The 23,697-nt window shown below is 68.7% G+C and carries 22 protein-coding genes and 3 pseudogenes; 16 read left to right on the top strand and 9 right to left on the bottom strand.

What is annotated here, in order from left to right; genetic code table 11:
• Positions 1-39 precede the first annotated feature (39 nt).
• The 5 genes and pseudogenes from ACZZ93_RS10260 (at position 40) to ACZZ93_RS10240 (ending at position 5,044) form a co-directional block, all read left to right on the top strand.
• Positions 40-1,004, top strand: a pseudogene (locus tag ACZZ93_RS10260) (ABC transporter permease).
• Positions 1,001-1,903 carry an ABC transporter permease gene (locus ACZZ93_RS10255; RefSeq protein ID WP_295102746.1) on the top strand — a complete coding sequence of 301 codons (903 nt, stop codon included), beginning with the start codon at positions 1,001-1,003 and terminating at the stop codon, positions 1,901-1,903. Before ACZZ93_RS10260 ends, ACZZ93_RS10255 begins: the two are co-directional and overlap by 4 nt.
• Entirely contained in the window at positions 1,900-2,907 is a 1,008-nt protein-coding gene (locus ACZZ93_RS10250; protein WP_187249065.1) for an ABC transporter ATP-binding protein, read from the top strand. Before ACZZ93_RS10255 ends, ACZZ93_RS10250 begins: the two co-directional genes overlap by 4 nt.
• Complete coding sequence (locus ACZZ93_RS10245) at positions 2,904-3,920, top strand: ABC transporter ATP-binding protein (RefSeq protein WP_463511032.1); 1,017 nt, start codon at positions 2,904-2,906, stop codon at positions 3,918-3,920. The genes ACZZ93_RS10250 and ACZZ93_RS10245 overlap by 4 nt, the downstream gene beginning before the upstream one ends.
• Positions 3,921-3,964: 44 nt before the next feature.
• Entirely contained in the window at positions 3,965-5,044 is a 1,080-nt protein-coding gene (locus ACZZ93_RS10240; protein ID WP_187249063.1) for a tartrate dehydrogenase, read from the top strand.
• A gap of 33 nt (positions 5,045-5,077) precedes the next feature.
• Here the strand turns inward: ACZZ93_RS10240 and ACZZ93_RS10235 are convergent, their stop codons facing one another.
• Entirely contained in the window at positions 5,078-5,428 is a 351-nt protein-coding gene (locus ACZZ93_RS10235; protein WP_187249062.1) for a TraR/DksA family transcriptional regulator, read from the bottom strand.
• Between the two features lie 105 nt (positions 5,429-5,533).
• Here ACZZ93_RS10235 and phnD point away from each other — a divergent pair, with 105 nt between their 5' ends.
• From phnD to ACZZ93_RS10205, 6 genes are read left to right on the top strand one after another with little or no spacing between them, the layout of a single operon-like run.
• Positions 5,534-6,478 carry a phosphate/phosphite/phosphonate ABC transporter substrate-binding protein gene (gene phnD / locus ACZZ93_RS10230; protein ID WP_463511031.1) on the top strand — a complete coding sequence of 315 codons (945 nt, stop codon included), beginning with the start codon at positions 5,534-5,536 and terminating at the stop codon, positions 6,476-6,478.
• Positions 6,475-7,395 carry a phosphonate ABC transporter ATP-binding protein gene (locus ACZZ93_RS10225; RefSeq protein ID WP_463511030.1) on the top strand — a complete coding sequence of 307 codons (921 nt, stop codon included), beginning with the start codon at positions 6,475-6,477 and terminating at the stop codon, positions 7,393-7,395. The genes phnD and ACZZ93_RS10225 overlap by 4 nt, the downstream gene beginning before the upstream one ends.
• Entirely contained in the window at positions 7,379-8,269 is an 891-nt protein-coding gene (gene phnE, locus ACZZ93_RS10220; protein ID WP_072590474.1) for a phosphonate ABC transporter, permease protein PhnE, read from the top strand. Before ACZZ93_RS10225 ends, phnE begins: the two co-directional genes overlap by 17 nt.
• On the top strand, positions 8,266-8,421 hold the full coding sequence (locus ACZZ93_RS10215; RefSeq protein ID WP_463511029.1) for a hypothetical protein: 156 nt from the start codon (positions 8,266-8,268) through the stop codon (positions 8,419-8,421). Before phnE ends, ACZZ93_RS10215 begins: the two co-directional genes overlap by 4 nt.
• Positions 8,349-9,032 (top strand): tyrosine-protein phosphatase, encoded by a 684-nt coding sequence (locus tag ACZZ93_RS10210; RefSeq protein ID WP_463511735.1) that lies wholly within the window; start codon positions 8,349-8,351, stop codon positions 9,030-9,032. Before ACZZ93_RS10215 ends, ACZZ93_RS10210 begins: the two co-directional genes overlap by 73 nt.
• Positions 9,029-9,778, top strand: coding sequence for a TetR/AcrR family transcriptional regulator (locus tag ACZZ93_RS10205; RefSeq protein ID WP_463511028.1), 750 nt, complete (start codon positions 9,029-9,031; stop codon positions 9,776-9,778). The genes ACZZ93_RS10210 and ACZZ93_RS10205 overlap by 4 nt, the downstream gene beginning before the upstream one ends.
• A 453-nt stretch (positions 9,779-10,231) precedes the next feature.
• Here ACZZ93_RS10205 and ACZZ93_RS10200 read toward each other — a convergent pair whose 3' ends face one another.
• A complete protein-coding gene (locus tag ACZZ93_RS10200) occupies positions 10,232-12,772 on the bottom strand; it encodes an MMPL family transporter (protein WP_463511027.1) in 2,541 nt (846 codons plus the stop codon).
• A gap of 96 nt (positions 12,773-12,868) precedes the next feature.
• Between ACZZ93_RS10200 and ACZZ93_RS10195 the strand changes: the two genes are divergently transcribed.
• Positions 12,869-13,414, top strand: coding sequence for a TetR/AcrR family transcriptional regulator (locus tag ACZZ93_RS10195; RefSeq protein WP_463511026.1), 546 nt, complete (start codon positions 12,869-12,871; stop codon positions 13,412-13,414).
• Between the two features lie 21 nt (positions 13,415-13,435).
• On the opposite strand, the gene ACZZ93_RS10190 is transcribed toward ACZZ93_RS10195, so the two are convergent.
• The 7 genes and pseudogenes from ACZZ93_RS10190 to ACZZ93_RS10160 form a co-directional block, all read right to left on the bottom strand.
• The gene (locus ACZZ93_RS10190; RefSeq protein WP_463511025.1) at positions 13,436-14,146 is read right to left on the bottom strand and encodes a DUF2786 domain-containing protein; all 711 of its coding nucleotides are present in this window, start codon (positions 14,144-14,146) and stop codon (positions 13,436-13,438) included.
• 243 nt (positions 14,147-14,389) lie between these two features.
• Positions 14,390-14,533 carry a hypothetical protein gene (locus ACZZ93_RS10185; RefSeq protein WP_171821968.1) on the bottom strand — a complete coding sequence of 48 codons (144 nt, stop codon included), beginning with the start codon at positions 14,531-14,533 and terminating at the stop codon, positions 14,390-14,392.
• Complete coding sequence (gene purL, locus ACZZ93_RS10180) at positions 14,530-16,863, bottom strand: phosphoribosylformylglycinamidine synthase subunit PurL (protein WP_053098386.1); 2,334 nt, start codon at positions 16,861-16,863, stop codon at positions 14,530-14,532. The genes ACZZ93_RS10185 and purL overlap by 4 nt, the downstream gene beginning before the upstream one ends.
• Before the next feature lie 84 nt (positions 16,864-16,947).
• Positions 16,948-17,178 (bottom strand): hypothetical protein, encoded by a 231-nt coding sequence (locus ACZZ93_RS10175; RefSeq protein ID WP_463511024.1) that lies wholly within the window; start codon positions 17,176-17,178, stop codon positions 16,948-16,950.
• Positions 17,179-17,485: 307 nt separating this feature from the next.
• A pseudogene (locus tag ACZZ93_RS10170) lies at positions 17,486-17,542 on the bottom strand (hypothetical protein); the annotation flags it as partial.
• 83 nt (positions 17,543-17,625) lie between these two features.
• Complete coding sequence (locus tag ACZZ93_RS10165) at positions 17,626-18,231, bottom strand: amino acid permease (protein WP_463511023.1); 606 nt, start codon at positions 18,229-18,231, stop codon at positions 17,626-17,628.
• 149 nt (positions 18,232-18,380) lie between these two features.
• A pseudogene (locus tag ACZZ93_RS10160) lies at positions 18,381-18,920 on the bottom strand (APC family permease); the annotation flags it as partial.
• A gap of 436 nt (positions 18,921-19,356) precedes the next feature.
• Here ACZZ93_RS10160 and ACZZ93_RS10155 point away from each other — a divergent pair.
• The 4 genes from ACZZ93_RS10155 to ACZZ93_RS10140 are packed head-to-tail and all read left to right on the top strand — an operon-like array spanning position 19,357 to position 23,664.
• Positions 19,357-20,829, top strand: coding sequence for an APC family permease (locus ACZZ93_RS10155; RefSeq protein WP_463511022.1), 1,473 nt, complete (start codon positions 19,357-19,359; stop codon positions 20,827-20,829).
• Positions 20,830-20,837: 8 nt separating this feature from the next.
• Positions 20,838-22,028: a tyramine oxidase subunit B gene (locus ACZZ93_RS10150; protein WP_463511021.1), complete on the top strand. Its 1,191-nt coding sequence runs from the start codon at positions 20,838-20,840 to the stop codon at positions 22,026-22,028.
• Positions 22,025-23,236, top strand: a complete 1,212-nt coding sequence (solA, locus tag ACZZ93_RS10145) for an N-methyl-L-tryptophan oxidase (protein WP_463511020.1) — start codon at positions 22,025-22,027, stop codon at positions 23,234-23,236. The genes ACZZ93_RS10150 and solA overlap by 4 nt, the downstream gene beginning before the upstream one ends.
• Positions 23,237-23,268: 32 nt before the next feature.
• Entirely contained in the window at positions 23,269-23,664 is a 396-nt protein-coding gene (locus tag ACZZ93_RS10140; protein WP_230101071.1) for a RidA family protein, read from the top strand.
• Positions 23,665-23,697 lie beyond the last annotated feature (33 nt).

Here is a 23,697-nt window from a genome sequence, read left to right as displayed (position 1 = left end):
CCGGCTCGGACAGGCAGAGCAGGACAGGAACGGGGCGACGTGATCACCTTCATCGCACGACGGGTGCTGTACTCGATCCCGGTGATCATCGTCGCCTCGTTCATCCTGTTCTGGGCGGTGCGCTCGACGTTCGATCCGCTCGCCAAGCTGCGCCAGGCGCATGACCCGGCCGTGATCGCCCGCGAGGTGGAGAGGCTCGGTCTCGATCGGTCGATCCCCGAGCAGTATCTCCTGTGGCTGCGGTCGCTGATCGTCGGAGACTGGGGCCTCAGCACCCGCACGGGAACCCCGGTCCTGCCGCTGATCGGCGATGCGCTGTGGCCGACAGTGCAACTCGCCTTCTGGGGGCTGATCATCGCGGTGCTGATCGCCGGCGGCATCAGCGTCTACTCGGCCGTCCGCCAGTACTCGCTCGGTGACAACCTGCTCACCGGCGCCTCGTACATCGGCATCGCGATGCCGGCGTTCTGGTTCGGACTCATCCTCATCCAGACGTTCGCGGTATGGCCCAAGGAGGCGTTCGGGCTCAGCGAGCCGCCGCTCTTCTTCATCGGGCTGCACTCGCCGGGCGAGACCGGCGTGATCGATTACATCCGGCACCTGATCCTGCCCGTCGCCGCCCTCATGATCGCGCTCGTCGCATCGTGGAGCCGCTTCGGGCGGGCGGCGATGCTCGACGCCCTGTCGAGTGACTACGTGCGCACGGCCAGAGCCAAGGGGTGCCGCGTCGTCAGGTGATCTGGCGGCACGCGGTGCGGAACTCGATGGCGCCGTTCGTCACCGTCGTCGCCCTCGACGCCGCGATCCTCATCGGAGGTCTCGTCGTCACCGAGCAGATCTTCGCGATCCCGGGCATGGGGCGGCTGTTCCTGCAGTCGCTCGTCGCCGGCGACGTCTACGTGCTGCTGCCCTGGATGGTCGTGGTCGCCGTCGCGGTCGTCGTCTGCAACCTGATCGCCGACATCGCCTATGCGGTGCTCGACCCGAGAGTGAGGCTGTCATGAGCGGTGCAGGCATCGCCGGACGTGAGGAGATCCTCGCCGAGCAGGATCCGCAGAAGGCGCCCACCCGCCAGCTGCTCAGAGGGTTCCTGCATCACCGACTCGCGGTGACGAGTCTCGTCGTGCTGACCATCCTGCTGATCGCGTGCTTCGGCGCCGGCTGGATCGCCCCGTACCCGCAAGGCCAGCAGGATCTGCTGCTCGGCCCGACGCCCCCGTCGGGCGAGCACTGGCTCGGCACCGACGAACTGGGCCGCGACTACCTCAGCGAGATCCTCTTCGCGGGGCAGATCTCGCTCGCGATCGGCCTCGCCGTCGCTCTCCTGGCGACGGTCGTGGGCACCGCCCTCGGGGCGATCGCCGGGTACGTCGGCGGCTGGGTCGGCGAGCTCATCATGCGCATCACCGACCTGTTCCTCATCGTCCCCGCCATCGCGCTGCTCGCGGTGATCCTGCAGGGGCTCGGGCCCTCGCCGACGACGATCGTCCTGGCGCTCACGGCACTCGGGTGGACGTACATCGCCCGCGTCGTGCGCGCCCAGGTGCTGTCGCTGCGGGAGAAGGACTTCATCGACGCGGCGCGCGGCATCGGAGCATCCGGATTCCGCATCGTCGTCTCGCACCTCCTGCCGAACCTCGCGGGCGTGATCGTCGTGGCGATGAGCCTCGCCGTCGCGTCGTCGATCATCGCCGAGTCGACCCTGAGCTTCCTCGGGTTCGGTGTGCAGCCGCCCCAGACCAGCTGGGGCTCGATGCTCAGTCAGGCCGCGGGCTATGTGGGCACACCCCAGGTGTACCTGCTGTACTTCCCCGGCCTGTTCATCCTCGTCACGGTGCTGTGCGTCAACTTCATCGGCGACGGACTCCGTGACGCCCTCGACCCGCAGGGGAAGAATCTATGAGCACCGCAGAGATCCTCCTCGAGGTCGACGACGTCGCGATCAGCTTCCCGACGGATGCCGGCCTCGCTCGAGCCGTCGAAGGTGTCTCGTTCGTTCTACGCACCGGAGAGACGGTCGGCATCGTCGGCGAGTCCGGATCGGGCAAATCGATGACGGCGATGGCCATCATGGGGCTGCTGCCGAAGAAGGCCGTCGTCACCGGATCGATCAAGCTCCGCGGGCGTGAGCTCGTCGGACTCTCGGATGCCGAGCTGCGTGAGATCCGCGGCAAGGACATCGCGATCGTGTTCCAGGATGCTCTGACCGCGCTGAATCCGGTCATGCGGGTGGGCGAGCAGCTGATCGAGGCGGTGCGGGTGCATCGGCCCGAGTCGACGGCGGCCGAGCGCAGGGCGCGGGCCGTCGAGCTGCTCGACGTCGTCGGCATCCCCTCGCCCGAACTGCGGGTCGACCGTTTTCCGCACGAGTTCTCGGGCGGCATGCGGCAGCGTGTGATGATCGCGATGAGCATCGCGAACGAGCCCGACCTGCTGATCGCCGACGAGCCGACCACCGCCCTCGACGTCACGGTGCAGGCGCAGGTGCTCGAGGTGCTGCGCGAGGTGCAGCGGCGCACGGGCACGACCGTGCTGCTCATCACCCACGACCTCGGCGTCGTCGCCGGCACCGCCGATCGGGTGCTGGTGATGTACGCGGGCGGGCTGGTCGAGACGGCCGACGTCGACCCGCTGTTCTACGAGACCGCGCATCCGTACACGGCGGGGCTGCTCGCCTCGCTGCCTCGGCTCGACCGCCGCTCGTCTCGGGACGAGCGGCTCTATCAGATCGCCGGGCAACCGCCGGTGGCGACAGCCTGGCCCGGCGGATGCCGCTTCGCACCGCGCTGCGCCCATGCGGTCGAGGGGCTCTGCGATGCCGTGGTGCCACCGCCGATCGAGGTGGGCGCCGGGCATACGGCCGCATGCGTGCGGGTCGACGAATGGCAGAAGGAGGTCGTGTCATGAGTGATCGCGTCGTGAGCGAGGTCGTTCGAGGAGGCACCGGTCTGACCGTCGAGGGGCTCGTGAAGGAGTACAAGGTCGGCGGAGGGCTGTTCGGACGCACGCGCGACGTCGTGCAGGCCGTGTCGGATGTGAGCCTTTCGATCGATGCCGGCCAGACGTTCGGCCTCGTGGGCGAATCCGGGTGCGGCAAGTCGTCGCTCGGGCGCAGCGTCGCCCGATTGCAGTCGAGTGACGGCGGCACGATCCGGCTCGGCGGCGACGACATCACCGGCCTCGAGGGCGGGCGGCTGCGGGCGCTGCGGCGTCGGGTGCAGTTCGTGTTCCAGGACCCCTACGCATCGCTCAACCCGCGCAAGTCCGTGCGGGCAACGATCACCGAACCACTCGTGATCCACGGGCTGCACCGTGGACGGCACGAGCAGCGGGTCGAGGAGCTGCTGGCGCAGGTGGGGCTGAACCCGGCCCACGCCGATCGCTTTCCGCACGAGTTCTCAGGCGGTCAGCGCCAGCGGCTCGGCATCGCGCGCGCTCTCGCGGTGGAGCCCGAGGTCATCGTGCTCGACGAGCCGGTCAGCGCCCTCGATGTGAGCGTGCAGGCCGGAGTGCTCAACCTGCTCGACGATCTGCAGCGCGACCTCGGTCTCACCTACCTCTTCATCGCGCACGACCTGTCGGTGGTGCGACACCTGAGCGACCGCGTCGGGGTCATGTACCTCGGCAAGCTCGTCGAAGAGGGACCGGTCGATGAGCTCTACGAGCGGCCGCTGCATCCGTACACCCAGGCGCTGCTGTCGGCGATCCCCGTGCCCGACCCCCGAGCCGAGCGGGCGCGGGAGCGCATCGTGCTGACGGGTGACGTGCCGAGTCCGGTCTCGCCGCCGTCCGGATGCCGCTTCCGCACCCGCTGCTGGAAGGCCACCGACGTGTGCGCCGAGGTCGTGCCCCTGCTCGTCGACCACGGCGACACCCACGGCGTGGCCTGCCACCACCCCGCCGAGCGGGACGTGCTCTGAGGTTCGCTCCTCCGTCCCCTCTGTCCGTACCCGGAAGGAATCCCATGACCACCACGCACCGCATCGCCGTGATCGCCGGCGACGGCATCGGCACCGAGGTGATGCCCGAGGGGCTGCGGGTGCTGCGTGCCGCGGCATCCCGCTTCGACATCGCGCTCGAGTTCGAGGAGTTCGACTTCGCGAGCGCCGCCTACTGGCAGAAGCACGGGCGGATGCTGCCGGAGGACTGGTTCGAGACGCTCAGCGGGTTCGACGCGATCTACTTCGGCGCCGTCGGCTGGCCCGATGTCGTGCCCGATCACGTGAGCCTCTGGGGCAGCCTCATCCAGTTCCGGCGTGCGTTCGACCAGTACGTGAACCTGCGACCGTGCCGTCTCATGCCCGGCGTCGTCTCTCCGCTCGCCGGCCGCGAGCCCGGTGACATCGACTTCTACGTGGTGCGCGAGAACACCGAGGGCGAGTACTCGTCTATCGGCGGGCGCATGTTCGAGGGCACCGAGCGGGAGTTCGTGCTGCAGGAGACGGTGATGACTCGCACGGGTGTCGACCGCGTGCTGCGGTATGCGTTCGACCTGGCGCAGAAGCGCGGCGGCCATCTCACGTCCGCGACGAAGAGCAACGGCATCTCGATCTCGATGCCCTACTGGGACGAACGGGTCGCCGCGGTCGCCGCGGACTACCCCGATGTGCGGCGTGACCAGTTCCACATCGACATCCTCACCGCGAACTTCGTGCTGCATCCCGACTGGTTCGACGTCGTGGTGGCGAGCAACCTGTTCGGCGACATCCTCTCCGACCTCGGACCGGCATGCACCGGCACGATCGGCATCGCACCGAGCGCCAACATCAACCCGGAGGGGCTGTTCCCCAGCCTCTTCGAGCCCGTGCATGGCTCGGCGCCCGACATCGCCGGGCGGGGAATCGCGAACCCGATCGGCCAGATCTGGTGCGGTGCGATGATGCTCGAGCACCTCGGGTATCCGGATGCCGGGGCCGCCGTGCTCGGTGCGATCGAAGACGTGCTCAGCAGGGGAGCGGATGCTGCGCCCTTCACCCCCGACCTCGGAGGCACCGCCACGACGGTCGAGCTCGGTCGGGCGATCGCCGAGGTCGTCGGCGGGTAAGGGTCTGCGGCGTCCAGTTCTGCGGGGCGCCGATCAGAGGCCGAGCTTCTCCGCGCAGGCGACGCAGTGCGTGGCGAACGGGCGCACCTCGAGTCGCGCCTCGGGAATCGGCCTGCCGCAGTGCGCGCAGACGCCGTAGGCGCCGGCATCCAGTCGTGCGATCGCGTCGTCGACCTGCTGGAGTTCGGATGCCGCCGCGTCGGCGAGCCCGGTCAGCCGTGACCACTCGGACGAGAGCGTGACGCCCTCGGGGTCGTGCTCGTCGTCGTCGTTCGAGCCTTCGCGATCGTGCATCAGCTCGGCGAGGGTCGCCGCCGTCGATGCGACCCGCGCCGTCGCCTCGGCGCGCAGCATCTCGAGGCGTGAGCGGGCATCCGACGTCATCCGCACACTCTAGGCGGCACCTCCGACACCAGCCGTTCACTCAGCGTTCCGTTTCGAGTACGGCGGTCTCGTAATTGCCTGTCACCTTCGCGAGTTGGAATACCCATGTTCTCGGAATTCGGGAACGCCTCCTCCCGAAAGGTCATCATGCGCCGCCTCACCCTGCCCGCCGTCGGCCTCCTCGGCGTCGCCGCCCTCGCCCTGACCGGCTGCCAGAGCCCGTCCGCCGAAGCGGCCCCCGCCGACCCGAACGCTCCTCTCACGATCGCGACGATCCCGGTCGGTGACGACCCCACAGCCGAGAACCCCGTCGAGGTCTTCGCCGAGCTGCTCGAAGACGCCACCGGCCGCGACGTCGAGATCACCGATGTTCCCGACTACCTCAGCGTCGTCGAGGCGATCCGCGCCGACCACGTCGACATCGGCATCATGAGCGGCTTCCCCTCGGCGCTCGCCGTGAACACGGGCGAGGTCGACGCGCTCGTCGCCTTCCAGGGCGACGGCAAGCCCGTCTCGACCTGTGTGGTGCTGAACGACTCGCCGATCCAGACCGTCGAGGACCTCGAGGGTAAGACCGTCGCCTTCGCCGACCAGGCGTCGAGCTCGGGCTACTTCATGCCGGTGTACATGCTGCATGAGGCGGGTCTCGAGCAGGGCACCGACTACGAGGCGATCTTCGCCGGCGGACACGAAGGCAGCTTCGCCGCGCTCGAGCAGGGACAGGTGGATGCCGCCTGCACCGCCGTCATGCTGACCGAGCTTGGCGCGCCGATGTTCCCGTTCGCCGACGGGGAGTGGCGTGCGGTGGGTGAGAGCCCGGCGATGGACATCCAGGGTGCTGTGCTCGGACGTCAGTCGCTCGACGCCGGGACCCGCAAGGTCATCCAGGAGGGCATCGCCGAGGTCTTCTCGCCCGAGAACGCCGAGCGCCTCGGAGCGTACGGCGCCTTCGCCGCCGCCGAGCAGACCGTCGACCCCGACGGGGCGTCGTTCGCCTCGTTCGCCGAGATCGCCGCGGTCGCCGGTGTCGAACTCAAGGACCTCAAGTGACGAGTCCCGCACCCGTCGTCGCTTCACTGGAGAACGCGCGCGGTGCGTCCGCCGATCGGCATGTCGCCGCCCGACGCGCCGAGACGGCATCCGATGGTCTGGGATCGCCGACGGCGGAAGAGCTCCGCACCCCGACCGCCGAGCTGCGCCAGGCCCTGCCGCTCGTCACGGTGCGCGACCTCAGCGTCGCGTATGACACCACCACCGTGCTCGACGGCGTCGATCTCGACCTGTTCCCGGGCGAGATGGTCGCGCTGCTGGGCGCCTCGGGGTCGGGCAAGTCCACCCTGATGCGCAGTCTCACGGGCTTTGCGCCGATCTCGGCAGGGTCGGCGCGGGTCGCCGGCCACGACGTCACCAATCTCGCGCGCGGCGAGCTGCGCACCCTGCGGTCGGATGTCGGCCAGGTGTTCCAGCAGTTCAACCTCATCCCGCGTCTGAGCGTCATGACGAACGTGCTGGCCGGAGCCCTGCACGGCGCGGGCTCTATCAATCTGGTCGGCGGCTTCTCGAGCGCGCACCGTCGCCGCGCACTCGAGCTGCTCGATCGCGTCGGCATCGCGCACAAGGCCAACGAGCCTGCTCGCTCGCTGTCGGGCGGACAGCAGCAGCGCGTCGCGATCGCCCGCGCTCTCATGCAGCAGCCGAAGGTGATCCTCGCCGACGAACCGGTCGCGTCGCTCGACCCGAAGCTCGCCGACTCCGTTCTCGGTCTGCTGCGCGAGATCGCCACCGAAGACGGCATCCCCGTGCTCGTCAGCCTGCACGTGCTGCCGCTGGCCCTCGCGCACAGCGACCGCATCATCGGCCTGCGGCACGGACGGATGCTGGTCGCCGGCGCCACTTCGCAGCTGGATGACGCGGCCCTTGCGCCGCTCTACGACGACGAGGAGCACGACGATGACGCTCACCACTGACCCCCGCTCCACGGCAGGGTCGGCAGGCTCAGCCGGCCCCGCCGCCGGCACGACCGACCGCTCGATCTCGAGGCCGACCCTCGACCCTGCCGAGCGCTCGCGGCTCGAGCGGGCGTTCCGGGTGCCGCGCGCGAGGTTCCTGCTCGGGCTGCCGATCGCCGCCCTGCTGCTGATCTGGTCGTTCAACGGCGCCGAGTTCAACTTCATCAAGCTGGGCGACGGCGCGGTCAACATGGGCGAGTTCCTGTCGCGCCTGTTCCCGCCGGACTTCTCGAAGATCGGCACGATCCTCGCGCTGCTGCTCGAGACCTTCCAGATGGCGGTGGTCGGCACCGTGCTCGGAGCCGTGCTGTCGCTGCTCGTCGCCTTCGGGGCATCGTCGAACATCGCGCCGAAGTGGGTCTACTACCCGACGCGCTGGGTCATGAACATCATCCGCTCGGTGCCCGACCTGGTGTTCGCGCTCATGTTCGTCTCGGCTGTCGGACTCGGTCCGTTCGCCGGCATCCTGGCCATGACCCTCGGCTCGATCGGGTCGATCGGCAAGATCTTCGCCGAGGCCATGGAGCAGGTCGACCGCGGACCCGTCGTCGCCATGGAGGCGGTCGGTGCCTCGAAGCGTCAGGTCATCCAGTACGGCATCCTGCCGCAGAGCGCACCGCTGCTCACGTCCTACACGCTGCTGCTGTTCGAGGGCAACGTGCGCGGCGCGACCATCCTCGGCCTCGTCGGCGCCGGTGGCATCGGCCTCGAGCTGACCACCGCCATGCGCATGTACGACTACGGCCACCTCAGCGCCATCATCATCTGCATCATCGTGCTCGTCACGGCGATCGACCAGGGCAGCGCCCTCATCCGAAGGAGAATCACATGACCATCGCCGACATCGACCTGGTGCTCAGCGCCCCCGTGAACCTGCGCGACCTCGGCGGCATCCCGATCGAGGGGGAGTACTGCGGGATGGTCTCGCGATCCGCACGGATGACCTCGCCTACGTCACGACCGAGATCGCGTCGCAGCTCGTAGCCGCAGGGCTCACCGCGATCATCGACCTGCGCTCGCCGCTCGAGGTCTCGGTCACGGGGCGGGGTCCGCTCGCCGACTACCCGGTCGCGTACCACCACCTGCCGCTGATCGCGGATGTCGGGGAGTCGATGAACCGCGACGCTCCCGAGCTCAGCCACGACGCCATGGGCCGGATGTACCTGCGCATGGTCGAGGTCGCCGCACCCCAGCTCGTCACCGCGCTGAACGTGATCGCCTACACGCCGGGAACCGCGGCGTTCCACTGCGCGGCCGGGCGCGACCGCACCGGAGTCGTGGCGGCGATGCTGCTGCTCGCCCTCGGCGCGGCTGATGATGACATCGTCGCCGACTACGCCCTCACCGGCGGCAACATGGTCGCGATCATGCAGCGCACCGCACCCGTGATGGGCGCGATGTGGAAGGCGCTCGGCTTCGACGCAGATGCCGCCGGTGCGACGTCGTCGCTGCTGGAGGGTTCGATGGAGGTGTCGATGCGCACCCTGCTCGACACCCTCCGCGCGCAGCACGGCGATGCACTCGCTCCGCTGCGAGCGGCGGGACTGTCGGATGCGACTGTCGCGCGGCTCCGTGAGCGGGCGCTCGCCGCGTGACGACCGTGGAGCTGGAGGCTCGCGTCGCGAGCGCGGGTGACGCTGTCGGTGCCGCTCCGGTCGCCGTCGGAACTGCGGGCTCGGAGTCTGCGGGCGCGAAGTCTGTGGGCTCGAAGTCTGCGGGCGCGTCGGATGCCGGGGCTGCCGTCCGCCGCCGCCCCGGCCGTCCGCGCGATGAGGACATGGACGGGCAGATCGTCGCCGCGACGCTCGAGATCATCGATGCGGGCGAGGACGTCACGGTCAGTCGCGTCGTCGCGCGGAGCGGAGTCAGTCGCGCTGCCCTGTATCGGCGGTGGCCGTCGCTCACGACGCTGATCGCGGCGGCGCTCGACGTCGGACGCACCATTCCGCCCGAATACCCGGACCATGTCGACCTGCGCGAGGCGCTGTTCGACGGGTTCGGGCTCGGTGACACCGGGGTGGCGCTGTCTGTCGCGGCATCCGGCTATGCGGAGGAACGATTCCGGCAGCGCATCCGACTCGTCATGTCGGATCGCGCACTGCAGAAGGCGTACTGGCAGTCGCACGTGTCGCGGCGGCGAGTGCCGCTCCTGAACGCGTTGCGCGCGGGGATCTCCCGTGGCGAGCTGCGGGCCGACCTCGATGTCGAGGCGTGCTTCGATGCGATAGCCGGCACCGCGTACTACCAGATCGTCGTGCGCGGCGACCGGATGGACGACCCTGCGGTGGCCGCTCGCCTGCGGGCTGCGGTCGAGACGATCTGGCGCGGGATGGTCGCCTGACCCACGCGTCCCGGGGACCCACCCGGGCATCCGGGTGAGGTGATGCAGACGGCGGGCTGCGTCACGAATGGCGGGAGCATCGCCCTCAGGGGATCTCACGCGCCGAAGGAGATCTCACGCACCGAAGGAGCATTCCGCGGATGGGCTCCTTCGTTGTGCGAGAGCTCCTTCCCAGGGACGCCGCGCGGCTGTCACCGCCGCGACGTCAGCGGAAGGAGATCTCACGCGCCGAAGGGATCTCAGGCGCGGAAGGAGATCTCACGCGCCGAAGGGATCTCAGGCGCGGAAGGAGATCTCACGCACCGAAGGGATCTCACATACCGAAGGGATCTCAGGCGCGGAAGGAGATCTCACGCATCGAAGGAGCATTCCTCGGATGGGCTCCTTCGTTGTGCGAGATCTCCTTCGCAGGGACGCCGAGCGGCAATCCGAGCGACAGTCACCGCCGCGACGTCAGCGCGCCTCAGGCGTCTCCGAGCTCGCCACGACCTGAACCGTGTCGGTCCTGACGCCCGGGTGCTCGCGCTCGAGCGCTGCGCCCTCCATGTCGACGTTCGGAAGGATGCGGTCGAGCCACCGCGGCAGCCACCAGGCCGACCGGCCGAGCAGGTGCATGAGCGCCGGCATGAGCAGCATCCGGACGACGAAGGCGTCGAGCAGCACACCGAACGCCAGGCCGAAGCCGATCGAGCGGATGATGGTCGACTCCGAGAAGATGAATCCGCCGAAGACCGACACCATGATGAGTGCCGCGGCGACGACGACCGAACGTCCGGCCCGGAAGCCCTGCGCGACGGCATCCCGTGCCGAGGCTCCGTGCACGTACGCCTCGCGCATCCCCGAGGCGAGGAAGAGCTGGTAGTCCATCGCCAACCCGAACAGGATGCCGACGAGGATCACGGGCAGGAAGCTGAGGATGGGCCCCGGGCTGTCCAGGCCGATGAGGTCGGCGCCCCAGCCCCACTGGAACACGGCGACGATCAGGCCGTAGGTCGCGAACAGCGAGAGCACGAAGCCACCGGTGGCGATGATCGGCACGAGCAGCGAGCGGAACACGACGATCATGATGAGCAGCGAGAGCCCGACCACGACCACGAGGTAGAGCGGCAGGACGGCGGCCAGTGCCTCAGAGATGTCGATGTTGGTCGCGGCCTGCCCGGCGACGCCGAGGGTGATGCCGCCGTCGAGCTGCGGCAGCGCGCGGATGTCCTGCACGAGCTTCTCGGTCGATGCGCTGTTCGGGCCTTCGGCGGGGAGCACCTGGAACGCGAGCAGAGTGTTGTCGTCGGAGTTCGCGATCGGGGCGACACCCACGACGTCGTCCTGGTCGGCGATCTTCTGGGCGATCTCGACCTGCGTGGCGAGCAGGTCGTCGTCGCTCACCGCGTCGTCGAGGGTGGCTGTGACGAGCAGCGGACCGTTCGCCCCTTCGCCGAACTGCTCGTCGACGATGTGGAAGGCGCGGTAGCTGGTCGAATCCGACGGTTCGCTCGCGCCGTCGGGCAGTCCGAGGCGCATCGACATCGACGGGATCGCGACGATCAGCAGTGCGATCACGCTGACTAGCACGGTGACGATCGCGCGGAGCGTGGACATCCGCTTCACGGGCTTGCCCGCGGCGTGCGGCTGGCCGATCGTGGAGCGAGCCTTGCCGCTGAGCAGTCGTGTTCCGACGAGGCCGAGGATCGCGGGGGCGAGCGTGATGGCGACGAGCACGGCGACGCCGACGCAGACCGCGCCGACCGTGCCCATGAGTCCGAGGAACGGAACGCCGGTGACGTTGAGGGCCAGCAGCGCGACGATCACCGTGGTGCCGGCGAACACCACGGCCGTTCCCGAGGTGCCGGTGGCGAGGCCGATGGATTCGCGAACCGGAACACCGTTGAGCAGCTGCTTGCGGTGCCGGTTCACGATGAAGAGCGAGTAGTCGATGCCGACGGCGAGACCGAGCATGACGCCGAGCACGGGGGTGACGGATGCCATGTCGACGACGCCCGAGAAGGCGAGAGATGCGGTCACGCCGACGCCCACGCCGACGACGGCCGTCACGATCGGCAGTGCTGCGCCGATGAGTGTGCCGAGCATGACGATCAGCACGACTGCGGCGAATGCGAGTCCGATCGCTTCGCCGACGCCGAAGATCTCGGGCACGCCCTGCGCGATGTCGGTGCCGAAGTCGACCTCGATGCCCTCGATCGGCGAGGACTCGAAGTGCTCGATCGTGCCCTGCTTGACCTCTTCGGAGAGTTCGAGACGGGGGTCTTCGAACGAGACGTTGACGATGGCCGTCGAGCCATCCTCCGAGACGACGCCGATGCCGTTCGTGAGGTCGAGGAGCGTGGAACCGAGGTCGACCTTCTCGGCGTTCGCATCGAGTTCGGCGCGCGAGTCGTCGATGGTCTTCTGCTGCGCATCGAGCTGGGCTGCCTGCGCGTTCAGAGCCTCGATCTGCGCATCCAGTGCTGCGAGCTGCTGGGCCGGAGCGCCGCCCGCTTCTGCCTGCGACCGAGCCGTGGTCAGCTGGTCGAGACCGGCCTCGAGCTGCGTGCGACCCTCATCGAGCTGCGCCTGACCGGCGTCGAGCTGCGCCCGGCCACCCTCGATCTGGTCCTTGCCGTCGGCGAGATCCTGCGCCTGCACGGCCTGCTGCTGCTGTGCGTCGAACGGGTCGATCACGGATGCCACGCCGTCGAGGTCTTCGGCGCTCTTCGCGAGCGCGGAGATCTCCTGCTTCTGCTGCTCCGTGAAAGCCGAGCCGTCGGTCGTCTGATAGACCACCGTGCCCGTGCCGCCGGCGGTGTCGGGCAGCTTCTCGGCGAGCTGGTCGGTCACAGCGCCGGAGGCGGTGCCGGGGATGTCGAAGCTGTTGCTCAGCGTGCCGCCGAGCGTGAGGAACGCGCCGACACCCAGGCCGAGGATGATGACCCACGAGACGATCACCGTCCACGCCTTGCGTGCAGCGAACGAACCCAGGCGGAACAGCAGTGAAGCCAAAACGATCTCCTTCAGACGAATAGATCATACGGGGCGTCTCGTCTAGTGTTCTGTGGTTATCCTGAACGTGTGGTGAACGAGCATCGGAGCGGACCCGTGCGCAGCACGGCTGCCCGCGAAGCGATCCTCGACGCCACCGCACGCCTCTTCCATAACCAGGGGTACGACCGTCTCACGATCGAGGGAATCGCGAAAGAGGCCGGCGTCGGCAAGCAGACCATCTATCGGTGGTGGCCGTCGCGCGGAGCCCTCATCGGCGAATGCCTCGCCGAGGGCCGCCTGATCCCCGTCGACTTCGTGGTTCCCGACACGGGAGACCTCGCCGACGATGTCGAGACCTGGCTGCGCAGCGTGCTGTCCATCCTCGAAGCGCCGGAGGGAGGGGCACTTCTCCGCTCGCTCGTGGCGGCCGCCACCGAGGACGCCGGAGTCGGCGCGCACCTCGGTGAGAGCCTCGGCGTCGAGAAGTACCTCGCCGAGCGCATCCGCGGCGGCATCCGCGACGGGCAGCTCGCCCCGGACGCACCGGTCGAGCAGCTGGGACGGGCGATCCTCGGGGCGATCATCGTCGAGTCCCTCGTTCGAGACGAGCACGACACCGACGCGATCGTTCGGCTGACGCGCTTCCTCTTCTCGCGATAGCAGCAGCGGGCGCGTGCGTGGTCATCGCGCCGAGACCGCTCTGTCGCCGCCGGTCTGAGCCTCCATGCCCGAACGGTGGCCGTGCGCGAAGGAGCCGGGATCCGCGCCGCGGCGTCGCCGGGCGTGTGTCGTCGCCATCTCGTCGACCGCCTCGTCCACTCGGCTCCGGCGCGAGGTGAGAACGAGCTCGGTCCCCGAGCCGCTCTGTTCGACCGCAGCGCGGCGACTCTCCTCGATCCGGTTCATGGCACCCGCGGCGAACCCCCGGAGGAAGCCGCTGCGCGCTCGACGTCTCACCCCTTCGCGATGGCCGGCATACAGATCGCGATGCGCGATCCACCACGCACGCATCGCGACCGTGGCCTGCACCTGCAGACTGGCGGTCAGCGTCTGCACCTGCGTCACATCCGACGAGTGCCCGACCAGCAGCAGGCCGGCGATCGGCGGGTACTCCGCCAGGATCGGGCGCACCGCACCCAGCCCGTAGGCCACGCCGATGCCGATCTCACGAAGGTCCTTCGCGTAGACGCCGCGGAACAGCATCCTCTCGGTGACGATCTGCTCGCGCGTCTGCCCCAGGAGTCCCCGTCTTTCGTCGATCTGCGCCTGCTCGATCCCGTACTTCACGATCAGGCGCTCGGCATGCTCGGTCAGAGCCTCGGCCTCTTCGGGCGTCGTGCTCTCGGCCTTGGCGAGCAGTTTGGCGATCAGGTCGAGCTTGGCTTCGGTCATGGCATCCCCCAATGGATCTGTGATGCCTCGGATCCTTCGCGGGGGTACCTACATTGCGAGGCCGAGTTCCGGGGACTGTGAAGAAACCCGGATGACGGATGCCGGTGCAGAAGTGGATGCCGCGAGGCCGGCCGGGCGCAGGTTCGGACCCGGTCGCCGACACGCAGCCACAGGGCCGGGTTCGCCGGAGTGCCGCCGGGCACCCCGAACCAGCGTCGGAAAGAGACCCGAGAAGAACTCGATTCAGCCCAGGATCAGCGTGATGACTGTCGCGCCGCCGCCACCCAGGATGAGGGCGATGATGACGGTCCAGGCGACGATGCGCATACGGCGATTGCGCTTCTCGCCGAGATCGCCGTAGTCCTCGCTCAGACCGTCGCCGCTCATGCGCTGACCGGCTCGGTGACCGTGGGGCCGAAGGCGGCGGGCAGGGTGGCCTGCGAACGCTCGCGGATCTCGGCGATCGGCACGGTGAAGACGTCCTGCACCTCGAGCTTGTCGCCCTCGGAGTCGGTCACGCCGATGCGCATCACCGGGTAGTCGCGGCCTTCGCAGAGTCCGCGGAACTTGACGTCGTCTTCACGCGGAACGGTCACGATGACGCGGCCCGTCGACTCCGAGAAGAGGGCGGATGCCGCATCCACACCGTCGCGCTCGATGATCTCGTTCAGCCAGACGCGTGCGCCGACGCCGAAGCGCGAGACGCCCTCGGCGAGGGCCTGCGCGAGGCCACCCTCCGACACGTCGTGCGCCGACGAGATCAGCCACTCGTCACGGGCGGCTCCGAGCAGACCCGCGAGGCGCTTCTCGCCCGCGAGGTCGACCTTCGGGGGCAGTCCGCCGAGGTGCTGGTGCACGGTCTCGGCCCACGCCGAACCCGAGAGCTCGGTCGAGGTCGTGCCGAGCAGGTAGATGTTCTGACCCTCGTCCTGCCATCCCGAGGGGATGCGGCGCGAGACGTCGTCGATGATGCCGAGCACGCCGACGAGCGGGGTCGGGTGGATCGGCACGTCGCCGGTCTGGTTGTAGAACGAGACGTTGCCGCCGGTGACCGGGGTGCCGAGTTCGTAGCATCCGTCGGCGAGACCGTCGACGGTCTGCCCGAACTGCCACATGACCTCGGGATTCTCGGGAGAGCCGAAGTTCAGGCAGTCGGTGATCGCGGTGGGAACGGCACCCGTGACGGCGACGTTGCGATACGCCTCGGCGAGTGCGAGCTGCGCACCGGCGTACGGGTCGAGCTGGCAGTAGCGTCCGTTGGCGTCGGTCGAGATCGCGAAGCCGAGTCCCGACTCCTCGTCGACGCGGATCATGCCGGCGTCATCGGGGAACGACAGGGCCGTGTTGCCGAGCACGTAGTAGTCGTACTGGTTGGTGATCCAGCGGGTATCGGCGAGGTTCGGCGAGGCGACCAGGTCGAGGAACTGCTCGCGAAGCACCTCGGGGTCGTTCGACCGCGGAAGGTTCTCAGCGGCATCCGCCTGCAGTGCGTCGATCCACGTGGGGTACGCGACCGGGCGGTCGTAGACCGGGCCGTCGACCGCGACGGTCGAGGGGTCGACGTCGACGATGCGCTCGCCCTGCCAGTCGATGATGAGGCGGCCGTCGCCGGTGACCTCACCGAGGACCGACGTCTCGACGTCCCACTTCTGAACGACGGCGAGGAACGCGTCGAGCTTCTCGGGAGCGACGATCGCCATCATGCGCTCCTGCGACTCCGACATGAGGATCTCCTCGGCCGTGAGCGACGGGTCGCGCAGCAGCACGTTGTCGAGTGAGACCTTCATGCCGCTGTTGCCGTTGGCCGCGAGCTCGCTGGTCGCGCACGAGATGCCGGCAGCACCGAGGTCCTGGATCGCCTCGACCAGCTCGTCACGGTACAGCTCGAGGCAGCACTCGATGAGCACCTTCTCGGCGAACGGGTCGCCCACCTGCACCGCGGGGCGCTTGGTGGGTCCGGTGCTGTCGAACGAGTCGGATGCCAGGATGCTGGCACCGCCGATGCCGTCGCCACCCGTGCGGGCGCCGAACAGCACGACCTTGTTGCCGACGCCGGTCGCATTGGCGAGCTTGAGGTCCTCGTGGCGGAGCACGCCGACCGCGAGCGCGTTGACGAGCGGGTTGGCCTGGTAGACGGAGTCGAAGACCGTCTCGCCCCCGATGTTCGGCAGACCCAGGCAGTTGCCGTAGAAGCTGATGCCGCTGGTCACGCCGTGCACGACGCGAGCGGTGTCGGGGTGGTCGATCGCGCCGAAGCGGAGGGCGTCCATGACCGCGACCGGACGTGCGCCCATCGAGATGATGTCGCGGACGATGCCGCCGACGCCGGTCGCGGCGCCCTGGAACGGCTCGATGAAGCTGGGGTGGTTGTGGCTCTCGGCCTTGAAGGTGACGGCCCAGCCCTCGCCGACGTCGATGACGCCCGCGTTCTGGCCCATGCCCACCATGAGGCGTTCCTTCATCTCGTCGGAGACCTTCTGGCCGAAGCGGCGCAGGTAGTTCTTCGACGACTTGTACGAGCAGTGCTCCGACCACATGACCGAGTACATCGCCAGCTCGCCGGAGGTCGGGCGGCGGCCCAGGATCTCCTTGATGCGGGCGTACTCGTCGTCCTTGAGGCCCAGCGCTGCGTACGGCTGCTCCTTCTCCGGAGTCGCGGTGGCGTTCTCGACGGAGTCGGGGACGTGCTTGTGGGCAGGTGCAGGGGCGGTGGTCACGCGCACTCCTAGATGAGGGGCCGGCGGGGCATGGCCAGTCTACCGGGGGATGCCGTGGCCATCGGCCCGGGCGGACAGCGGGGTCTACGTCAGGAGCGGCCCGAGCTCCCGTGCGGCCGCGATGAGGGAGAGCGCGATCGAGTCGGAGCTGTCGATCTGCCGGCGCGGGCCCGAGTAGGAGAGCGCTCCGGCGAGCGTGCCGGAGGCATCGGTGATCGGCGCGACCAGGCAGCCACGCTGACCGTCGCGGGCGCGGATCACCCCCTGCGAGCGGAGTTCGGAGACCAGGTCGCCGGCGACGGTCTCCCCGCGCACGACCAGGGGCAGCAGGCCGAGGGCGTAGCGGGTGGGCTCCTGCTGCAGGCCCTGCCGATTCGAGAGGGGAAGTCGGGGTCCTCATCGGCGACGACGACCCGGTCGTGACGATAGAGCACGAGGTGGATGCCGCCCTCGCGCTCGCCCTGGTGCGCTCGAGGACGTCCCGTGCGGCGCGCGGGATGCGCTCGACGCCGATGCTGCCGGCCAGCAGCGCCACCTTTGTGCCCAGGGCGAATCCGGTGAGATCCGGCGTCCGGACGAGGTACTCGTCCTGCACCAGCAGGTTGAGCAGGCGATAGGTGGTCGCACGCGGCATCCCGAGCCGGTCGGCCAGCTGCCGCGCTGTGACGCCGGCACCCATCGCAGCGACGGCCTCCAGCATCGACAGCGCGCTGTGGATGGCGGCGGGCTGTCGGGCCGTGATCGATACCGCGTCGCCAGCCGTCATCCGTCGGCGTCCCCCGGTTCGCCCCCGTGTGCGCTGCCGCCGCCGGTGCGGGCCACGCCGCCGAGAACGTGGGCGGCGACCGGCTCGTCGTAGCGCCCGACCTCGCCGAGAGGCGAGCGCCGTCGCCACCGGATCAGTACCGCGGCGATCAGGGCGAAGCCGAGGGCGAACCAGACCCCGGGGTTTCCCGCGGCCGCCTCCGCGACGAGATAGACCGTCAGGCATGCCGCAAGCGCCGCCGCCGCGCTGACGGCGGCGATGATGGAACCGACGGTGACCTCCCCGATACGGCGCAGGAACAGGGGAGCGGCGATGCAGACCAGCACGTAGGCGACGATGTAGCCCGCTGCCGAGATCAGCAGGACGGCCTTCATCGCGTCCCACGGTGACACGCCGGCCGCGACGATCACGAGCGGTGCGAGGACGATCGGCGGGACCGCGACGACGACCGCGCCGATCGGGGTGCGGTGGCGCCCGTGCGTGCGGCCGAGTCGGGCGGGGAGGACGCCGTCGCGGGCGAGCGCGAACACGATACGGGTGAGGGCGGTCGTCGAGGCGATCGCGCAGGCCAGACCCGAGGTGGCGATGCCGACGTCCGCCACGGCGGCCCATGCGGAGAGGCCGAAACGCGACGCGAGATCGTCGAGGAGCGCGACCGATGCCGTCCCCCGATCGCGGCGGCTCCTGCGATCTGCGTGTAGGCGGCGATGAGGTAGAACACTCCGGCGACGCCGACGCTCCACACGATGGCGCGAGGGATGTTCTTCAGCGGCGAGCGGGCCTCGACGCCGAGCGTCGCGGAGCTCTCGAACCCCACGAACGCGGTGATCGCGAGAACGGCACCGCCGGCGACGCCGGCCACGGAGATGCCGTCGGCCGAGAAGATCGCCGCCGGTTGGAGCGGCCCGATGTGCACGAGGAGCACGATCATCAGCGACAGGATCAGCGCGACGGAGATGAGTTCGACGACGAGCGCGACCCGGGATGAGAGGCGGATGCCGCGCACGAGGACGATCGTGAGCACCGCTGCTTCGACGACGAGAGCGCCCAGGGCGATCGGCGTCGCGGCGAGCTGAGGCCACAGTCGGGTCACGAGCATGGTCGCATAATGGGCGCCGCCCAGAAGAGCGAAGATCGAGATGAAGGCATACCCGACGAGGATCGCTGCACCGGTCGCGAGTCCGCCCGCCGCGCCGAGTCCGCGCGCCGCGTAGGTGTACAGGGAGCCGCTGGCGGCGAACCGACGAGTGAACTGGTTGATCGTCCGAGCGACCAGGAACGTGATGATCATGGCGAGGGCCATCACGAGCACGGTGGCGCCGCCCGCCAGGTCCGCCACCAGCAGCACCGCCATCGCCGAGGCGGCGGCTGGGGCGACGGCCGCGACCGATTGCGCGAGGATGTCGGCGAAACCCACGGTGTGTCTGTCCAGTCCGTGCAACGGCGAGCGGGCGGCGAACGAGCGCACGGTCTGCGGGCGCTCGATCGCCTCTTCCAGTGCAGACATGGGGCCTCCGCCTGTCTCGTGATGGGAGGAGGCTACGAGCGGCCTGTTGCCGGAGCGCGTCTGCGATGTTTCACGCAGATGTCACCCGAATGAGACGGCCGGAGTTCCGGCGTCCCGTTCGCGGCGAACGCAGACGTCACTCCGGCGAGACGGGTGGGAAATCCTGCCGCGGCAGGGTGGGGGAACCGCTCCACTCCGCTTCTCTCAGAAGGGTTTGCACATGGTCCAGATTCAACCCAGCGCCACCGAGACCTCCCCGAAGAAGGTCCTGTCGGGATCGCTCGGTGCTACCGCGATCGTCTTCATGGTGGTCGCCGCCGCCTCGCCCCTGACTGTCATCGGCGGGTCCGCCCCACTCGGCATCCTGCTCGGCAACGGGGCGGGCTTCCCGGCGCTGTATGCGATCAGCGCCGTCGTTCTCGTGCTCTTCGCCGTCGGCGTCTCCGCGATGGCCAAGCACGTCCCCAACCCCGGGGCGTTCTTCACCTACGTCGGATACGGCCTCGGACGCTCGACCGGTCTCGCGTCCGCCTGGATCGCGATGCTCACGTATACGACGATCCAGGTGTCCGTGTACGGGTACATGGGCTACGTGCTGAGCTTCACTTTCGAGGGGTTCGGCATCACGCTCCCGTGGTGGCTGTACTCGATCGCCGTCGTCGCGCTCGTCGGGTTCCTCGGCTATCGCCACATCGATCTGTCCAGCAAAGTGCTCGGCGTCCTGCTCTGCGCCGAGGTCGGAATCGTCCTCCTTCTCGTAGCGGCGGTCGTGATCTCCGGCGGCCCTGAAGGTCTGAGCCTGGCTCCGTTCGAGCCGAAGAACGTCGCGAGCGGCTCCCCCGGCGTCGGCCTCATGATGGCGATCGCCGCCTTCATCGGGTTCGAGGCGACCGCCGTCTTCCGCAGCGAGGCGCGCGATCCCGACCGCACGATCCCCCGCGCCACCTATATGGCCGTGATCGGCGTCGGCGTGTTCTACACGCTCGCCTCATGGGGCCTCGTCATGGCGTGGGGTCCCTCGAACATCCTGGAGGAGGCCGCGGCCGACCCGGGAACGCTCATCCTCCGCACGATGTCGGCGTACCTCGGCGCCACCGGCGAGATCATCACGAACATCCTCCTCATCACCGCGATGTTCGCCTGCGTGCTGTCGTTCCACAATGTCGTCGCCCGTTACCAGTACTCCATGTCAGGCGCCGGCGTGCTGCCCGACCGGGTGGGCGCCGTGCACCCCCGGCACATGTCTCCGCACGTGTCCTCGCTCGTGCAGAGCATCACCGCGATCGTCCTCGTCGCGCTGTTCGCCGTTCTGCAGCTCGACCCGGTGCTGCAGGTGTTCACCTGGTTCGCCGGGGTCGCGACCGTGGCGATCGCCCTCCTGATGGCGGTCACCTCGATCGCAGTCATCGTCTACTTCGCGAGGACACGCAAGGACCGGAGGATCTGGAACACCGTGATCGCCCCCGTGCTCGGTTTCATCGGCCTGGTGCTCTCCGTGGTCATGATCGTCGTCTACTTCCCGATCATGGTCGGCGATGCGGATGCCACAGGCGCCCCGGTGTTCGGCGCGGTCAGCTGGAGTCTGCTCGGGCTGGTGATCGTCTTCCCCCTCATCGGGTACGCCCAGGCCGCGTGGCTCAGAGCCCGCAGGCCCGCGGCATACGTCAAGCTCACCGACGCCATCGCCGGCTGAGGCGCACCATGAGCGCGACCGACACACTCTCCCCCACCCCCTCGACGAGAAGGACCGTCATGCCCCTGCCCCACGTGGATTTCCTCTACCTCTCCGAAGCCGACATGATCGCGGCCGGAGTGACCGATATGCATCAGTGCGTCGACACCATGGAGGAGATGTTCGCACTGTTCGCCGCCGGCGACTACCGCATGACCGGTGAGAGCAACGACTCGCACGGCGCGATGATGACGTTCCCTGAGGCGTCGCCGTTCCCGAACATGCCGGTGCCCACTGAGGATCGACGGTTCATGGCGATGCCGGCGTACCTCGGCGGAGACTTCCAGACGACTGGCGTCAAGTGGTACGGATCCAACATCGCCAACCGCGAGAAGGGTCTGCCGCGGTCGATCCTCATGTTCACGCTCAACGACACCGACACCGGGGCGCCACTCGCGTTCATGTCGGCGAACCTGCTGTCGGCGTACCGGACCGGCGCCGTGCCGGGGGTCGGTGCGCGGCACTTCGCCCGCAAGGACTCGCGCGTCGCGGGGATCGCCGGGCCCGGCGTCATGGCACGTACGGTGCTCCTGGCCTTCATGGATGCGTGCCCGCTGATCGACACGCTGAAGATCAAGGGGCGAGGGGCGGAGAGCCTCGCGCGCTTCCAGGAGTGGGTGCGCGAGGAGTTCCCGACGATCACCACGATCGAAGTCGTCGACTCGATCGAAGACGTCGTCCGGGGCAGCGACCTGGTGAGCTTCTGCACCACGGGCACCGGTGCCGGCGGCTCGGAGAGCTACCCCACGATCCAGCGGGAGTGGATCACGCCGGGGGCGTTCTTCGCGATGCCGTCCCTGTGCAACACCGACGACTCGCTGCTGGACAGCGACATCACGAAGGTCGTCGATGCGTACGGGTTGTACGAGACCTGGTACGAGGAGTTCCCGAAGCCGTCGTTCGAGTACATTCCGATGGTCGGGCAGAAGTGGATGGATCTCGTGAAGGCCGGGGAGCTCTCACGTGACGAGCTCGTCGACATCGGCGATGTCGTCTCCGGAAAGCGGCCCGGTCGGCAGAGCGACGACGAGATCGTCATCATGTCGGTCGGCGGGATGCCGGTGGAGGACGTCGCGTGGGGGACGAAGGTGTATCGCAACGCCCTTGAGCGCGGCATCGGCCAGAAGCTGAACCTGTGGACCGAGCCGGCTCTCGCATGAGTGCGGCAGAGGTGATCCGGACCGTCGACGTCGCGGTGGTGGGTGCAGGCTCCATGGGATCGATGGCGCTGTGGCACCTCGCGAGATCGACGGGGATGTCCGTGCTGGGCATCGAGCAGTACGGACCGGCGCACGGCCACGCGGCCTTCGCCGGCGAGTCGCGTCTGTTCCGTGCGGCGAACAAGGAGGGCGCGCTCTACACGGCCGCTGCTCTCGAGGCCAGGGCGCTGTGGACCGAGCTGGAGCGGGAGACCGGCCGCCAGCTGCTGCTGAAGACCGGCGTCCTCGCGATCGCGCCGGAGGGTCATCCATTCCTCGAGTCCACGCAGCGGTCGATCGTGGAGGGCGATCTGCCGCACCGGTTCCTCGACGCCGCAGAGCTTCGCCGGGAGTATCCGCAGTTCACCGTCGAAGACGGCGACATCGGGATCATGGACCTGCTGGGCGGCGGGTTGCGCTCGGAGCTGGCGGTGGCGACCGCGCAGCGGGCCGCGATCAGGCGCGGGGCGGAGATCCTGTACAACACTCCGGTGCTCGGCATCGATGAGCGCGAGAGCGGTGTCGTGATCTCGACATCCGAGGGGATCGTCCACGCGCAGAAGGTGATCGTGACGACCGGTGCGTGGACGACGAGGATCGTGCCGGAGGTGCGCGATCTGGTGAGCGCGATCGCCATACCGCTCACGTGGTTCATGCCGGAGGACATCAGCCAGTTCACCCCGGACCGCTTCCCATGCTGGATGCGGGACCTGGACGGCGATCATGCCTTCGGCGTCCCCACACTCGACGGCTACTCGGTCAAGATCGCCCCCACGACCCGCATCGACACGATCGAGGACCCCGACACAGATCCCCGCGAACTGTCGCGTGAGCAACTGCGGAGATGCACGGCGATCGCCACCCGGATGTTCCCCGGCATCCTGCCCGAGGTGGTCCGGTCGTCCATCCACCCGGAGTCGGCGACGGCTGATCATGTCCCGATCCTCGACGTCTCCGAGTCGGGCCGGACCATCATCGGAGCCGGGTTCTCCGGCAACGGCTTCAAGTTCTCGCCCGCCTACGGGCGAGTGCTGGCGCAACTCGCCGAGAGCGGGTCGAGCGCGCTGCAGCACCCCCTGTTCACGCTCGGTCACCACCGGCGCCGTGCTCAGGCGCGCGCCGACGATCTTGTCCTCGCAGACGACTATCCGGTCCTCCAGGGCCACTGACACGAAAGACGGAACCGTTGATAATCACCAGCGTGAAGAGCGGCAGCAAGTTCGAGACCCTCGCAAGCTACTCGCGGGCCGTCGCGATCGGCGACTGGATCTTCGTCTCGAACACCGCCGGCATCGATTACGAGACGAGGACCCTGCCGGACACGGCGGCAGAGCAGCTGCGTCTCGCGATCGCCACCGTCGCGCGGGCGCTCGCCGCCGTGGATTCATCGCTCTCCGATGTCGTCCGGATTCAGGTCTTCGTTCCGGATGCGTCCGATCAGGACGAGACGATCGAAGTGCTCGGCGAGGCGTTCCGCGGCATCGACCCGGCGCTCACCATGACGCGCAGCCCGCTCGCGGGCGAGTACAAGGCCGAGATCGAGGTGACCGCGCACCGCGGGGCGGGGGCGGCGCGGCGTACGCAGATCGATCTGTGAGCACTCGGCGACTCGGGGTGCGGGGTCTCGGAT

The sequence above is a fragment of the Microbacterium sp. AC026 genome (genome assembly GCF_979258475.1).
This window is presented reverse-complemented; position numbering and strand designations above follow the sequence as displayed.

Excerpts from the sequence above, each read along its gene's own strand:
- solA (WP_463511020.1), top strand. The coding sequence starts at position 22,025 with ATGAGTGCGGCAGAGGTGATCCGGACCGTCGACGTCGCGGTGGTGGGT.
- ACZZ93_RS10245 (WP_463511032.1), top strand. The coding sequence starts at position 2,904 with ATGAGTGATCGCGTCGTGAGCGAGGTCGTTCGAGGAGGCACCGGTCTG.
- ACZZ93_RS10155 (WP_463511022.1), top strand. The coding sequence starts at position 19,357 with ATGGTCCAGATTCAACCCAGCGCCACCGAGACCTCCCCGAAGAAGGTC.
- phnD (WP_463511031.1), top strand. The coding sequence starts at position 5,534 with ATGTTCTCGGAATTCGGGAACGCCTCCTCCCGAAAGGTCATCATGCGC.
- ACZZ93_RS10235 (WP_187249062.1), bottom strand. The coding sequence starts at position 5,428 with ATGACGTCGGATGCCCGCTCACGCCTCGAGATGCTGCGCGCCGAGGCG.
- ACZZ93_RS10250 (WP_187249065.1), top strand. The coding sequence starts at position 1,900 with ATGAGCACCGCAGAGATCCTCCTCGAGGTCGACGACGTCGCGATCAGC.
- ACZZ93_RS10150 (WP_463511021.1), top strand. The coding sequence starts at position 20,838 with ATGAGCGCGACCGACACACTCTCCCCCACCCCCTCGACGAGAAGGACC.
- ACZZ93_RS10190 (WP_463511025.1), bottom strand. The coding sequence starts at position 14,146 with ATGACCGAAGCCAAGCTCGACCTGATCGCCAAACTGCTCGCCAAGGCC.
- ACZZ93_RS10255 (WP_295102746.1), top strand. The coding sequence starts at position 1,001 with ATGAGCGGTGCAGGCATCGCCGGACGTGAGGAGATCCTCGCCGAGCAG.
- ACZZ93_RS10215 (WP_463511029.1), top strand. The coding sequence starts at position 8,266 with ATGACCATCGCCGACATCGACCTGGTGCTCAGCGCCCCCGTGAACCTG.
- phnE (WP_072590474.1), top strand. The coding sequence starts at position 7,379 with ATGACGCTCACCACTGACCCCCGCTCCACGGCAGGGTCGGCAGGCTCA.
- ACZZ93_RS10240 (WP_187249063.1), top strand. The coding sequence starts at position 3,965 with ATGACCACCACGCACCGCATCGCCGTGATCGCCGGCGACGGCATCGGC.
- ACZZ93_RS10185 (WP_171821968.1), bottom strand. The coding sequence starts at position 14,533 with ATGAGCGGCGACGGTCTGAGCGAGGACTACGGCGATCTCGGCGAGAAG.